Genomic DNA, 15,039 nt, shown 5'->3' with positions numbered 1-15,039 from the left:
TCGCTGAGCAGAAGTCCGGTATGCCGTCGACGATGGAAGAATCCCGGTTGGAGGTTATCGCAGAAGAGAAGTCAGGACCTCTAAGTCTGGCGGAAACGCAACAGGATCAAATCATGACTTCTGATCTGAGTCTGTTTGGCTATGACATTTTTAGCGACGTTCCAACTACATTTGCACCTGTCGAAGGCATACCTGTACCGGCAAGTTACATTATTGGTCCGGGAGACACTTTGATTGTCCAGCTCTATGGCAAACTCAATGTGGAATACAAATTGGTTGTCACCCGGGATGGCCATATTCTGATACCGGAATATGGACCCGTAAAAGTGGCGGGACTGGGGTTTGATGAATCCGAACGATTGATTACCGAAGGCTTCGAACGTCGGGTCATTGGGGTGAGAGCCGTTGTAACCATGGGAGCTTTGCGTACAGTACAGATTCGCCTGGCTGGCGATGTTGTGAAGCCAGGTATCTATACGGTTGGTGGATTGTCCACTCTGATTGATGCTCTGCTGTCGACTGGTGGTGTGCAAACGACCGGTTCTTTACGAAACATCCAATTAATTCGAGGCAGCGAACGCGTAGCCAATCTTGATCTCTATGATCTGCTTTTGAAAGGGCACAGTGGTCAGGACATCTATTTGGCGCACAATGATACGATATTCGTACCGCCCATCGGGCCCGTGGTGTATGTGGGTGGGGAGGTGCAGCGTCCCGCCATTTACGAATTGCGTGGAGAAACCAGCGTCGGCCAAATGATCGATATGGCGGGCGGGCTCTTGCCAACTGCCTCACTGAAAGACTCCCATATCGAGAGGATAGAAGAGGGTGGTTTTCGGTCACTCCTGGATTTTTCAAACGCCAATGATGAAATGGCGATACGCAAGATGGGTGTCTCCAATGGTGATTTCCTGCGGGTATTGGCGCTTGAAGATCAGTTGCGAGACGTGGTGCTGCTTTCTGGGCAGGTGCAGCGCCCGGGAGGATATCAGTACCGCGAGGGAATGCGAATCAGCGATCTGATTGACAGCGCACGGGCGCTTCTGCCGGGGGCGGATATGGAATTTCTGCTGATAAAGCGCGAACAACGCGAAACTCTGCTAAATCATGTGCTCTATACCAATTTACTCAAAGTGCTCGAAACACCGGGGGGCGAGGCGGATTTATTGCTTCAGCCCAGGGATCAGGTTCAGGTGTTTAATCTCGCGCAGGAACGGGAAAAAGCTCTGGCATCCGTGGTACGTAATCTGGAACTGCAGGCAACGGACTATCGGCCGGCACGGGTCGTCGAGTTGCGAGGAGCGCTCCGCTTTTCCGGTCGCCTGCCGCTACAAGAGGGAGCCAGGCTGCTGGATGTGGTTGCCTTGGGGGGAGGTCTCAGTGTCGGCGCGGATCTGCACTATGGAGTGCTGGCTAGAACCCGGCATCCCAGCAGTGAGGTGGAGATACATTCTTTTAGCCTGCGCGCGGCTAGGCAGAGCCCCACCTCCGAACACAATCCCTTTGTCTCACCTGGTGATCGACTCTATTTTTTTTTCGAAAAACAAGCGCGTTCGTCACTGTTGGTGAATGAGGTAAAACGTTTGCGCGAGCAGGCTCGATACGGAGCAGACGAAAACCTGGTAACGATTCTGGGAGAAGTGCAGCATGGAGGAGTTTACCCCAGGGTGCCGGAAATGCGAGCCAGTGACCTGTTGTGCGCCGCTGGAGGCTTGACCCGAAAAGCCAATGGCGTGACAGCCGAGCTGTCGCGCGTATCGTACCGCTCTGGGGCAAGTGCGAACACTGAGCACATGTCTCTGGACAGCCAGTTGTTGTTGCGAATTTGTTTGCTAAAGCGCCAACTGGAAAAAGGGCGAAGAAACCGAGTGGAATATCAGGCGTTATACGATGATGACCGTCTCAATCCTCGTCTCACACCTTTGGACCAGATGACGTTCAGCCGAAAATCCGGTTGGCTGGATCAGGCCTCGGTAACTGTCAGCGGGGAGGTGCGACATCCGGGGGTATATACCATTGAGAGAGGAGAGACTCTCTGCCAGCTGTTGAAGCGTGCAGGCGGTCTCACTTCCGAGGCATACCCCTTTGGGGCTGTGTTTACCAGAGAATCTGTGCGTGCGATGCAGCAACAGACGATTGATCAGCTTCATGCGCAGTTGGATAACCTAATGGTGGAGTTGTCACTATCCCATTCATTTAACAACCGTGACAAAAGCTCTCACGAATGGGGTGGCAAGCAGGATTATCTCAAAGCCATCCAGCAGCTGGAGCGTGCGGAAGCAAATGGCCGCCTGGTTGTCGATCTCAAAAGACACAGCAGGTGCCGAAGAAAAGACCTTCTGAGACTTGAGCCCGGCGATAGTCTCTCTGTTCCCAGACAGCCAGATTACGTGCAGGTGACCGGCCAAGTCTATGTGCCGACTTCGCATCGGTATGAGCCTCAGAGAAGAGTTGCAGACTACCTGGCTCTCAGCGGAGGCCCTACGGTTATTGGAAAGTTGAGCCATGCGTACGTCATTCAGGCCAATGGTGAAGTCCTGAGCCACAAAGGTAGCCGTATCTCCAAGCGTATTGCACGCAACAAGGTGATGCCCGGAGCCAGAATTTATGTCCCGTTGAATGTTGACCGTATGAATGCCACAGAGAAGGCGCAAACCTGGGTACAAACATTGGTGAACTCCGCGATTCTGGCTGGAGTCGTACTCTAATTCATGAAGGTAAAATTGTTATGACGACGCACAATGTTAGCAGATCAGAACAATCTATTCCCGAAACGACAGCGGCCATACAATTGGATCTTATGGTGTACGTTCTGGCCCTTATCAAACTTTGGTGGTTACCGCTGGCAGCGGCTCTATTGTCGGCGGCTTTGACAGGGTTCTGGGCCTATTCGAAACCTTATGTTTTTCAGTCTGGAGTCAAGGTCAGTATTGTCGATATAGAGGACCCGGGTGGGGTCGCCCCAGATGACCGACGAGCCTCGGAGGTCATCACGCTTGTTGAACATGGCTTCGTCATGGGAACAACCCATGACAATTACAACGATGTTATCCGTGGCCGACTGGCGTCGCGTGATTTTACGATGCGCTTTCTCGATGCACACAATGTGTATCGTCACTTCTATGCGGGCCAATGGCTGTCGAAAGAGCAACGCTGGAAGGATGGATTCAAACCCGATCGAGGGGAAGTCTTCACGCGTTTCAGAGACGAAGTAAGAACGATTTATCGGGACGAGGAAACTGACATCATTACCGTCAGTATGAACTGGATCGACCCCGCTGTCGCACGGGATTGGGCCAACCAATATGTGGCCAGTTTCAACGAATTTATCCGCGCACGTACGATGAACGATGTTCGGCGAAAACAGGCGTACCTGGAAGAGGAGCTGCGTCGTTCTGACGTGCTTGAAATTCAGCAGTCGATATATCGCCTGATAGAAGCGCAAACTGCCATCGCGATGTTGGCCAGTGCCAGAGAGGAGTATGTGCTAGAGATAATAGACCCGGCAGCCTTGCCCTATCGTAGTTTTAATATGTCTCGAAAGAAAAAGATTCTTATTGGCTCTGTTGTGGGAGCCTTGCTGGCCACCTTTGCCATTCTTGCTTGGGTGCTTCTGATGCGTATGTGGCGGTCCATTATGCATTATCGAGAGCTTCAGTCCAGAGATGGATTCTCTGACTGCCAGGCGGCCCATCACTAACATAAAGGGGTTTAACGACATGAGTACTTTAATTCACAACCCTCAGCGCGATTGTGTGAGTTCATTGGGTATTCCGGTGGACGATCTTACCCTGGAAGATGCAATTGCCAAAATCACAGAAATGGCGAAGACGCGAGGAGGCAGGTCACGACTGGTATCAACGCTGAACGTAGACTTTCTCGTCAATTGTCTGGGTACGCGCTTTTCTCGGGCGCGTCACCCAGAGTTACTCAGTGTGCTTCGGGATGCTGATCTGGTGACTGCGGACGGCTTCCCGATCCTCTGGCTAAGCAGTATTGTAGGCAAGCCCCTGCGTCAGAGGGTCTGTGGTTCCGATCTGGTGCCTGGCCTGGCTGCGCGCGCCGCTCGAGAAGGGTTGTCAATATTCCTGTTAGGAGGCAGTGGTGGAGTCGCCGAGGCAGCTGCTGACAAACTGAAGGGCTGGTATCCCGGGTTACGGATCGCTGGGGTTGCGGCGCCCTTTATTCACACGCACGGTCCTGAGTTGGCGAACTGTGTAGAAGACGACGCGGTAATTGCGGATTTAATCAATCAGTCCCGCGCCGACATTCTCTTGGTTGGTCTTGGTAATCCCAAGCAGGAGCTTTGGTTCAATCGCAACCGCAATAAGTTGCAGGTTCCGGTTACGATAGGTGTTGGCGGTACATTCGAATTTATTACGGGGAACATAAAGCGAGCACCGCTCTGGCTGCAGCGGCTTAATTTGGAATGGGCTTTTCGTATCACCCAAGACCCCGCAAGACTTTGGGCTCGCTACGCTAAGGGGTTGATTAAACTCGGCCTGCTGACGGCTCCTCTGCTTGTGGCCAGGGTATCGGAGATGATGGCTTTTGCGGGCAGGCGAGTTGCCACTCCGGAATCATTGCGTTGGCGTTCGATCTGGTCAGCCAGAGACCAGTCTCTAGACGTACTCAGATTGCCGCCCCTGGTAACACGCCAGTACCTCGTAGCGCTGGTAGAGAGCATCATTGCGCAGCCCAGCGATACGACACTGCGACTGCTGGATTTCAGTGCCGTCAAAAAGGTGCAGATGTCAGGGCACCAGGCTCTGCTTTCCCTGGCGGAACTGCAACAGCGAGAAGACCACAATTTGCTGTTATTGGGTATTCCTGCCGGTCTTCGACGAGACTTATGCAGGACTCGGGTACTGGATGCGCTGCAGACCGAAGAGGGAGACACGCTGGAGGCTTTAGGCAGTCACGGTGCCAGCTGTGGTGCTCGCTTCTCCTGCCGCAGTTTCGTGATGAAAGACAGCGCCTTGATTTTCCTGGGGGGCAAGGTCACAGAAAAGGATTTGTCTCATATGGGGTTCGTTGAGTGTCTGTCTCAGACTGCTCGGGATCGAGACTGCATCGTTGACCTTCGCAACGTCTCTCTATTGGAAAGCTCCGCAATTGTCGCTCTTAAGCCGTTTCTGTGCAGCGAGCCTGGCCAGCCGGGGCGAGTGCTCTTCAGTGGCGCTCGTGTCGGGGTGATGCAGATGTTCCGGATGGCCGGACTGGGTTCTCCCGAGCATTTTCTAAGCGATCAAGGTCTCTTTAGTGCCATCTGTGACGCACATTGAATGCATAGAGCAACGCAAAATACGTTGCAAACTGCAATTATGGTCTAAGCTTAAAGTTAGAAATTCCGGGCTGGAAAAAAAGAGTTCTAGGTGATTTTCACAGTAAAATCAATGGATTACGAATTTCTAATGGGTTGCATTTCATTTTGCAACGAGTTGGTACAATTTTTGACTATCTAAGTCCATCGCGTTGGGAAAATGATCGCTGCAGGAGGTATGAGCTGATGAATTCAATACTGAAGGTCCTGATGATTGAGGACAGTTCCTCGTTGACTGAGGTCTATAAGGCGTATCTGGACGGAACCAACTATGACATCGTATCGGTCGAGACGCTGGCCGCAGCTCATACCGCACTGGCAGCGTATCAGCCCGACATTGTGCTTCTGGATATTGAATTACCTGATGGCAGTGGTATGGACTTTCTCGCGGACGCACAGGCCTCGGACAAACCAACAAAGATAATTGTTATGACTGCCCACGGCACCACCGACATGGCCGTGGAAGCCATACAGCTGGGGGCGATTGATTTTCTGACCAAGCCTTTTGACGCCGCACGCTTGAAAGTCACACTGAACAATGCGGCCTCGCAACTGCGGCTTGGCAAGCGAGTCAGCGAGCTGGCGAGTTTGCAGCGCGATCATTTCGGCAGCTTTATCGGCAAGTCTCCGGCGATGCAGTCCGTATACAAAACCATCGAATCTCTTGCCAGTAGTGATGCTACGGGGTTTATTGTGGGGGAGAGCGGTACTGGCAAAGAGCTGGCTGCGGAAGCGATCCATCAACACAGCAGACGCCATAACAAGGAGTTTGTTGCCATTAACTGTGGAGCCATACCGGGCGAGTTAATGGAGAGTGAGCTGTTCGGTCATGTGAAAGGTGCGTTTACCGGGGCCAGTAGCAGTCGCGAGGGCGCCGTCAGTGTCGCCAACGGAGGCACGTTGTTTCTCGACGAAATCTGTGAAATGAATCTTGAGCTGCAGAAAAAACTATTGCGGTTTATCCAGACAGGTACCTTCCGAAAGGTAGGCAGTAACACTTTGGAGAAAGTCGATTTGCGCTTTGTCTGCGCAACTAATCGAGACCCACTGGTAGAAGTTCGAGAAGGGCGGTTCCGTGAAGACCTGTTTTACCGTCTTCATGTGGTGCCAGTGCGAATGCCTCCCCTGCGTGAACGCGGCGAAGACGTTCTGCTGATTGCAAACCATTTTCTGGCACTGTTTAACAACAGAGAAGCAAAATCCTTTGAGGGTTTTAGCGTTGCCGCGGAAGAAGCGATTCGCCGTTATCCCTGGCCCGGCAACGTACGGCAGTTGCAAAATGCCATGCATCAGGTGGTAGTGCTCAGCGAAGGCGATAGCGTTGAACTATCCATGCTGCCGACCTCTGTTACTTCGGGACAGATAGATGTTCCCGCGACTGGAGCCACCGGGTCCGAGAATGCCCACCAGCATATCAGTGAGGGCGCTGTGCCACATGTGCAGCGGCGCCAACAAGTAGAACCGCTTTGGTTGACGGAGAAAAATGCCATTGAGGCTGCCATTGAAGTTTGCGGTGGTAGTGTCAATCAGGCCGCTGGACTACTGGAGGTGGCTCCTTCAACGGTGTACCGGAAGCTGCAATCCTGGAAGAAACGCCAAGCCTGATGCTCAAATCCAACGTCAACTCAGATAAGGACGAAAAAGTGTACGGTCTAATTAACAACGCCTTGCAAAGCATGATCCGCCAAAACTACGGCGATGAAAAATGGCAACAGATTCTCGAAAGGTCTGGAGTTCCTGACGATTCTTTCCTGACCATGCGTAGCTACGACGACAGCATTACTTACCAACTGGCCGGTGCTGCTGCCGAGGTCTTGGGTGCGCCGATTGAAACCTGTCTGGAAATGTTCGGAGAGTATTGGGTTCTGGAAACTGCGACAAAGTCCTATGGGCCATTAATGGATGCGTCGGGAAGGGATATGGTGGAGTTCCTCAGAAACTTGAATGCTCTGCACGATCGCATTACGGGTACGTTCTTAAACTACGTCCCTCCCGAATTTGAAGTGGAGGATGTGGGAGAGAATCGCTATCGCATACACTATATCAGTCAGCGAGAGGGCTTGGTTCCCTTTGTCGTGGGATTATTTAATGGACTAGCGAAACGTTTCGACTGTGAGTTGCTCTATCACAACAAGCAGTCCGAGGATGTAGCTCAGGGTACGCACGCAATCTTCGAGGTCAGCGTAAAATGACAGCCAGCAACAGTCTTGGTGATACACCAGGTCTGGGAACATTGCAGCGGTTATTCTCGGTCGTGATGGTTCTGAATCGCGAGCTCACAATTGTTCATAGCAGCGACACTCTGATTCGACACTTGCCGGATATCACCGAAGCGCCAAAATTGACAGAACTGCTCGATCCTGTCAGGCCGCGAGCACTGCAAAATTACGAATCCGTCTCCAAGCATTTGAACTCGCTGTTCCTGTTTGTTGCCCGAGATCAAAGCTTCGCTATCCGTGGGCAAATGATTCAAAAAACCTGGGAGAATGAGCAATATCTGGTGTTCTGTGGGGCTCCGTGGCTGTCCTGGCTGCTTAACCATCGTCCGGACTTGAAGTTGGGGCTTAACGACTTCTCAGCACAAGACGTTCAGTTTGATCAATTGTTCTATATGACCACGGAAAAACAAATGGTTGAGGACCTGGAAGCACTGAACGATCAGTTAAAGCGAGCGAAGGAGGAAGCAGAGTCAGCTCAGGCGGTCAAGAACGCATTTTTTGCCCAGATGAGTCATGAAATGCGCACTCCACTCAATGGCGTCGTTTCAGCACTATCTCTGATTAAGGAGCAGGATCTATCGGGGCGAGCCAAGGAGCTTTTGGATCTGGCCAGTAAGTCATCCGCCAACCTGATGCAGGTGATTAATTATGTATTGGATATTTCCAAGTTGGAGTCTGCCTACTCGCCGCCTGAAAATATAGAGTTTGATTTGAGGGAATTAGTCACCTCGGTAACGGATATTGTTCGTGCCAGAGCATTGGAAAAAGGCCTGGAACTCCGCTGTGATATCGGTCAAGGACTTGCGGCTACCTACCTTGGCGATGCCACTCGTCTGCGGCAGACATTATTGAATCTGATGATCAACGCTATCAAATTTACAGAAGCCGGGGAAGTTTCACTGTTGGTCAGTAAAGCCCAGCTGTCGGATCATACGCTGAGATTTGAGGTCAATGACACGGGTATCGGTATTAACGAGAAAGACCAACAGAGCGTCTTTCAACCATTTTCGACTTTGGAGTCAGGTCTACCCGGCATTGATCATCAAGGGACTGGCCTGGGACTCGACATTGCAAAGCGAAATATTGATTCCATGTTAGGCCAGATTGGCGTTATTTCCAAAGCGGGATCCGGGTCCTCCTTCTGGATTGAATTGCCGTTTAAGGCTGTCGCTAAAACCCTGTCAGCCTACTATGAGGCCACGCCTGTGGTTGATCAGGAAATCCTGTTTCGTGGGCGGGTTCTGTTGGTCGATGACAATGACATCAATCTGATGCTGGGTACCATGTTGTTGGAAGATCTGGGCGTTTCGGTGGCCACGGCCAATTCGGGTGAACAGGCAGTTGAGCTGGCGGTTGGCGAGGACTTCGATTTGGTGTTGATGGACATCAGCATGCCTGGAATCGATGGCTTCGAAGCAACGCGGAGAATTTGTGCAGATGAGGGGGGGCAGGACATCCCGGTCGTGGCCTTGAGCGCCTATGCGAGCTCGGTAGAGCAGGAAAAGAGCCGGGCGTGTGGCATGCGTGGTTATCTAACCAAACCAATCGAGCGAGAGAAACTGTTGTCAACACTGGAAACCTGGCTGCTCAGAAAGGGTAAGGATGAGCAATTATTCGCAGATGAGCAGGCCGTTATACAAGAGCCTGTTCGATTAGACAGGGAGGTGTTAGGTAACCTGCTCAAACAGATTGGTAGAGAACGTCTATCATCCATTATTTTGAAGTTTTGTGATGAGGCTGATCGTCGGTGGCGGACTTTGCAACTGGCATCGAACAATAATGATGTGGTGCGAGAGGCACACACATTGGCCAGTACCTGTCGCAGCTTTGGCTTGCCTGAGGTGGCGGACGCCCTCAATGTCATCGAGGCGCAAGCCAATACGCCCGTCGGTAGCAGCTCGGATTTTGTTGCTGAAACCGGGCAAAAGCTTAACAGGGGAATGCTCGCGTTAAAGGCTGAGCTCTCAAATTTCTGATTTCTTTCTTCAGGTGTTCGCCTGAGATCAAACGATAATATCTTGTTCTGATCTTAAGATCGCAAGGTCTTGAGGCATTGCGGCGTCACAATCCCAATCTCGGAAACGATTCCCCGCCCTATTTGCAATTTGCATTGCATAGCTGGAGCCACTTTGCCTCCCCGAGCGTAAAAGCCGGTTCAGGATTTGTCTTTTTCATCTTTTGTCGCCAGAGCCCTTTGGAATAGTGGGCCACAGAAGTGCTTGGGGGTCTTTGAGAGATTGGTACAAATGCTGCAGTAACGTTAATAAATGCTTTGGCAAAGACTGGAGGTATACAATGTTCAGCTCTAGCAAAACCAACAATCAATTGGCCCTGATGATCTGTTCTTATGGGCCGGACTTTGACCGCTGTTCTCGATTGTGCTCAAGTATCGATGCATTTGCCGGTAAACACGTCAGACAGTTTCTCGTTGTTCCAAATCGGGATCGTAAACTATTCTCACCGTTGCGCTCTGAAAGTCGCGAAGTCGTCAGTGCACAGGATGTTCTGCCGGCGCGCTTTTTCCATTTACCTCTGTTCAAAAAGTGGTGGCTGGACCACACCTTATGGCCTGTCAGGGGGTGGATCATGCAACAACTCACAAAACTGAGTGCAGACGCAGTGACTGATTGCGAACACATTGTGTTTGTTGATTCGGATATCGAATTTATTACGCCGCTGCAAATTGGCAGATTTTTCCAAAACGGAGCACTACGATTGCACCGCAAGCCCATGACAAATCCCGATGACATGCATTGTCAGTGGCACCGTGGAGCCGCAGAACTCCTGGGGTTGGATGTCGAAGTGGGCGACTTTGACTATATCGGGCCTCTGGCCACCTGGCGGCGCAGCAATCTGATTAAACTCAAGGAGCATATCCAGGAAGGTACCCAGCGGCCCTGGTTCGAATCGGTCGGTCGTCGGCTGACCGTATCCGAATACACGCTCTATGGGGTATTTGTCGAGCGGATATTGGGCTTGCCAAACTCCGGACATTTCGCTAATGCGGATGATCTCTGTCATTGTCTATGGTTTGGCGATGAGGCCAATTCGTTCTTGAAAGACTTTAACTACGAACGGTCCCCTCAAGCTGTTTTACTGCAGTCCAATATCGGTCTCGATGACAAGGAAGTCAATCTCCTAATGAGGTTGGTTCGCAATCAATTGGCAGCTGTTTCTTGAACAAAACGAAGGTGGCGAATATGTCGAGCAATTGCACGTATGTGGTGATACTGAACTGGAACAGTTGGGGGGACACGATAGCGTGCTTGGAATCGGTTTTCCTTTCCAGAGCGGCGCGTTTTCGGGTTGTTGTCTGCGATAATCAGTCCACAGACACCAGTTTGTCCTCAATTGCCGCTTGGGCGCGGGGGGAAATCGCGGCGCCATCCCCGAAACACCCGAGGCTGCGCCGTTTGGTGGGGCATTGCTCTCGACCTATTGCATATTCACAGTTGACGGCCACAGAGGTGAACTCAGCGGGAGCAAGTGACGAGGGTGCCTCTCTTGTCATTATTGACAACGAAGCCAATCTCGGCTTTGCCGGAGGCAACAACGTCGGTATACGCTTCGCGCTTGCCCAAGAAGACATGACGCACATTTGGCTTCTGAATAATGACACGATCATTGATCCGGATTGTCTGGCCAACATGCAAAAGCGTTTAGCGGCGGAAAAGGCGCCCTCGGCTTGTGGTTCTATTATCCATTTCTTCGATCAGCCTGAAACCATTCAAGCGATTGGCGGTAATCGGTTCAATAAACGCACCGGTGTCGCTATGCAGTCTGCAGGGCGGTTCAAAAAAGAGCAGGATATAGGCGACTGTAAGGCTGCTGAGAACGAAATTGATTACATCAGCGGCTGTTCATGGATGATGCCTCGCTGTCTCCTGGAGGAGGTGGGATTGTTAAATGAAAACTACTTCTTGTACTACGAGGAGATTGACTGGTTTACGCGTGCGGGCAACTACTGCCAGCGCTGTGTTGCAAAAGATGCGCATGTTTACCATCGTGAGGGAGGCTCTATTGGCTCGCCTACCTGGCAGAGACGAACCCCTTCTCTGATTGCGGACTATCACGTGTTTCGCAGCAAGCACCTGTTTATGCGCCGTTACTATCCAGGCAGCATGATTTGGTGCTATCTGAGCAGCTGGGCAGAGGTCGGAAAACGACTTTTAAGGAGGCAATACAAAAACGCTCGAATAGTCTGTTCAGTGTTGTTGGCAAAGCACGCTAACGTCCGCAGTTTTGGCTCAGGAGAACACTGATGCTGGTTCAACCGCTGCAGGGCATTGACTCAAAGGCCAGGCAGAGCAGCCCCCTGAATATCCAGCCGCTGGTGTGTGCCTTGATTTTCATCGCAATTTTTGCAGGCTGTCAGGGAGGACGTTACTACCTCGCCAATCGATTGCAGGAGCTGGGGATTGCCTCTGCACTGGGGTTGTTTCTGCTTGGTACCTGGAGGGCTCTGTTTCAGCTTGATCTCCGTACTTGGCTGGCTTGGTTTGTACGGCCGGTCTGCCTGATCCTAGGCATTATGGTCGTCAGCTCGTTGGCATTTTACCTGAATTATGGTGGCAATCCGTTATACAGCTTCTTCTCTGCCAGAGAGTTCTTGTTGGCATTTGTAGGCCCGGGAATATTTCTGCTTTGTCGATCTGGCTTACCACTGAGTGTCGCGGAGAGGATTATTCAATTTACCCTGATTGCGTTAATGCTGAATTACCTATTTTTCTATTTTACCCTAGACCTGAAATCGCTGTTTTTCTCTACGGACCATACGCTCAGCAATCTCGTTACCTATGATGAATGGAGAGGTTTTCGTTTAAAGCCCCCACTGTTCGCAATCATGGTAGCTCTAATGGCCGCTTTGATTTCACTGGGGCAGGCGAGAGGGCCTTTATCCTGGGTAATCTCGTGCTCCATATTAGCTATTGCTGTTTATATCTGGTCCATTGTGATGTTCCGGTCCACTCTGGCCACAATGCTGTTTTCCATTGTGTTGTATCCTATATTTTTTTCGTCTAAAACCCGTTTGCCTTTAATGGTGGTGTTGTGCCCTTTGGTTATTCTTCTGCTTCCCATCGGCTTTCAAGTCATGCTTGACGTTTTTCTGGGGTCCGATGGTGGAGCGATTCGCTCCAAGGCCTTCGGATTGGCATTTCAGAAGATTCCCATGCATCCACTCTTTGGTGCGGGAGAGGATAATGCCTATGGAGCCACGTATCAGGATATTGTTGCTCCCTATTTTTATCCTGATGATATCGGTCTGGTAGGCACGCTTTATAAATATGGGGTGATGGGTGCCGCACTCTATTTGTTTATGCACTTCAAAATTTGGCGACGGTTGTGGATGGCCAATATGCGGCATGTTGAACAAAACGGCCGAATTCACCCGCTGCTTTGGGGGATCTTTATGTGGCTCACAGCCCTCGCATTTAACCTGGTGCTTAATCCCGGGCTGGCCTACGCACAAGGTATTACCTTGGCCTCTACGGGATTCGCACTAGCCTCATTACATCTGCTTGGAAGGAACTAGACAATGAAATTATTGGTTACCGGTGGTGCTGGATTTATTGGGTCTGCATTGGTTCGTCACCTGATACATCATACCGATCACTGCGTTGTTAACGTCGATAAGCTTACCTATGCTGGCAATCTTGACTCTCTCAAATCGGTGTCCGCGCACGATAGATACTGTTTTGAACGGGTTGATGTCTGCAATGCACGCGAGCTTGAGCGCGTATTCCTCCAGCACCAGCCAGATGTCGTGATGCATCTGGCAGCGGAGTCGCACGTTGATCGGTCTATCGATGAGCCACACACTTTTATCGAAACCAATATTGCAGGAACCTGTACCCTGCTGGAGGCGAGTCGTCGTTACTATTGTCAGTTGTCTCAGAAACAGCGGGAAATTTTCCGTTTTCATCATGTATCGACCGACGAAGTCTTTGGAGACCTTGGATCAGGGAGTTCCGCCCTGTTTAGCGAGCAGTCCACGTACCACCCAAGTTCGCCTTATTCCGCATCAAAGGCGGCTTCTGATCATCTTGTTTACGCCTGGTACCGAACCTACCGACTGCCGATCGTTATCACGCACTGTTCAAACAACTATGGTCCTTTTCAGTTTCCAGAGAAATTGATACCTCTGACTATTCTGAATGCGCTGCAAGGCAAACCGCTGAAGATTTATGGCGATGGCAGCCAGATTCGGGATTGGTTGCATGTGGATGATCATGTTGGTGGACTCTTGGCCGCTATTTTCCAGGGAAAAGTGGGCCAGACCTACAATATTGGTGGCAGCTGTGAGAAAAGAAACATTGATGTTATTGCAAAGATCTGTGAAGTCCTGGAAGTGCTTGTCCCTGAAAAAACGTCGGGAGTGAGAAATTACAAGGACTTAATGGTTCACGTGCCTGACCGGCCCGGACACGATCAACGCTATGCTATTGACGCTTCAAAGATCGAACGAGAACTCGGTTGGGCGCCAAAAAGGAGCTTTGAGAGCGGTATTCGTGACACGGTTCTTTGGTATCTGAACAATGAAGCCTGGTGCCGAAGAGTGCGTGATGGCAGCTATCTAACGATTCAATGGCAAGACCTGCCTCTACAGAGGAGCGCATAATTATGAAAGGTATTATTCTGGCCGGCGGCAGCGGAACTCGACTTCATCCTGTCACTTTGGCGGTGAGCAAGCAGCTTCTGCCGGTACATGACAAGCCCATGATCTATTACCCACTGACCACACTGATGTTGGCCGGGATACGAGAGATACTGGTAATTTCCACTCCACAGGATACCTGTCGATTTGAACAGCTGTTAGGCAGTGGCAGTCAGTGGGGCATTAGTATTGAGTACGCTGTACAGCAACGTCCGGAAGGGCTGGCACAGGCGTTTATTATCGGTGAGCCGTTTATAGGAAACGACAACTGCGCCCTGATTTTGGGTGATAACCTGTTTTATGGTCAAAACCTGTCTGAGCTTTTGAAACGGGCCGCGAGTCAAACTCACGGCGCCAGCATTTTCGCGCACCCAGTCAAAGACCCGGAACGCTTCGGTGTCGTCGAGTTCGATGCTTCTGGATCCGCTATCAGTCTGGAGGAAAAGCCCACCAAACCGAGAAGTCGCTACGCGGCTACCGGACTGTATTTTTACGACAACGCTGTCGTTGATCTTGCCCGCTCACTCAAGCCCTCCAGTAGGGGCGAGATTGAAATCACTGACCTTAACAATATCTATCTAGAACGGGGGCAATTGCAGGTGCAAGTGATGGGGCGCGGCATGACGTGGCTGGATACGGGGACCCACGAATCGTTGTTGGAAGCCGGACAGTTTATTCAAACCATAGAACACTGCCAGAGCCTGAAGGTAGCTTGCCCGGAGGAGGTTGCCTGGCGCATGGGGTGGGTTGGTGATGAGCAGCTTCGTGCTCTGGCGAAGCCGTTGGTCCAATGTGGGTATGGTGTCTATCTGGAGAGTCTGGTGCATTGATCAGGAGCGACT

At 51.2% G+C, this 15,039-nt stretch carries 11 protein-coding genes; all 11 read left to right on the top strand.

The genetic code is table 11. From position 1 onward, the window contains the following. Positions 1 to 20 precede the first annotated feature (20 nt). Positions 21 to 2,708, top strand: coding sequence for an SLBB domain-containing protein (locus HBA55_RS08970; protein ID WP_240945983.1), 2,688 nt, complete (start codon positions 21 to 23; stop codon positions 2,706 to 2,708). Positions 2,709 to 2,728: 20 nt separating this feature from the next. Further along, on the top strand, positions 2,729 to 3,700 hold the full coding sequence (locus HBA55_RS08965; protein WP_206019680.1) for a chain-length determining protein: 972 nt from the start codon (positions 2,729 to 2,731) through the stop codon (positions 3,698 to 3,700). A gap of 19 nt (positions 3,701 to 3,719) precedes the next feature. After that, the gene (locus HBA55_RS08960; protein ID WP_166989646.1) at positions 3,720 to 5,285 is read left to right on the top strand and encodes a WecB/TagA/CpsF family glycosyltransferase; all 1,566 of its coding nucleotides are present in this window, start codon (positions 3,720 to 3,722) and stop codon (positions 5,283 to 5,285) included. A gap of 224 nt (positions 5,286 to 5,509) precedes the next feature. Then, a complete protein-coding gene (locus HBA55_RS08955) occupies positions 5,510 to 6,928 on the top strand; it encodes a sigma-54-dependent transcriptional regulator (RefSeq protein ID WP_166989644.1) in 1,419 nt (472 codons plus the stop codon). After that, positions 6,928 to 7,515: a heme NO-binding domain-containing protein gene (locus tag HBA55_RS08950; RefSeq protein ID WP_206019679.1), complete on the top strand. Its 588-nt coding sequence runs from the start codon at positions 6,928 to 6,930 to the stop codon at positions 7,513 to 7,515. Before HBA55_RS08955 ends, HBA55_RS08950 begins: the two co-directional genes overlap by 1 nt. Further along, the gene (locus tag HBA55_RS08945; protein WP_166989642.1) at positions 7,512 to 9,518 is read left to right on the top strand and encodes a response regulator; all 2,007 of its coding nucleotides are present in this window, start codon (positions 7,512 to 7,514) and stop codon (positions 9,516 to 9,518) included. Before HBA55_RS08950 ends, HBA55_RS08945 begins: the two co-directional genes overlap by 4 nt. A gap of 319 nt (positions 9,519 to 9,837) precedes the next feature. After that, positions 9,838 to 10,722, top strand: coding sequence for a DUF6492 family protein (locus HBA55_RS08940; protein ID WP_166989640.1), 885 nt, complete (start codon positions 9,838 to 9,840; stop codon positions 10,720 to 10,722). A 20-nt stretch (positions 10,723 to 10,742) separates the two neighbouring features. Further along, positions 10,743 to 11,804 carry a glycosyltransferase gene (locus HBA55_RS08935; RefSeq protein ID WP_166989639.1) on the top strand — a complete coding sequence of 354 codons (1,062 nt, stop codon included), beginning with the start codon at positions 10,743 to 10,745 and terminating at the stop codon, positions 11,802 to 11,804. 71 nt (positions 11,805 to 11,875) lie between these two features. Continuing rightward, the gene (locus HBA55_RS08930) at positions 11,876 to 13,075 is read left to right on the top strand and encodes a hypothetical protein (RefSeq protein ID WP_338109382.1); all 1,200 of its coding nucleotides are present in this window, start codon (positions 11,876 to 11,878) and stop codon (positions 13,073 to 13,075) included. A 3-nt stretch (positions 13,076 to 13,078) separates the two neighbouring features. Next, a complete protein-coding gene (rfbB, locus tag HBA55_RS08925) occupies positions 13,079 to 14,161 on the top strand; it encodes a dTDP-glucose 4,6-dehydratase (RefSeq protein WP_166989635.1) in 1,083 nt (360 codons plus the stop codon). Between the two features lie 2 nt (positions 14,162 to 14,163). Further along, positions 14,164 to 15,027 carry a glucose-1-phosphate thymidylyltransferase RfbA gene (gene rfbA / locus HBA55_RS08920; protein WP_166989633.1) on the top strand — a complete coding sequence of 288 codons (864 nt, stop codon included), beginning with the start codon at positions 14,164 to 14,166 and terminating at the stop codon, positions 15,025 to 15,027. Positions 15,028 to 15,039 lie beyond the last annotated feature (12 nt).

Source organism: Pseudomaricurvus alkylphenolicus (assembly GCF_011683955.1).
Taxonomy (GTDB): domain Bacteria; phylum Pseudomonadota; class Gammaproteobacteria; order Pseudomonadales; family Cellvibrionaceae; genus Pseudomaricurvus; species Pseudomaricurvus alkylphenolicus.
Note: the sequence above shows the minus strand (reverse complement) of the source record. Positions and strands in the feature narration are given on the sequence as shown.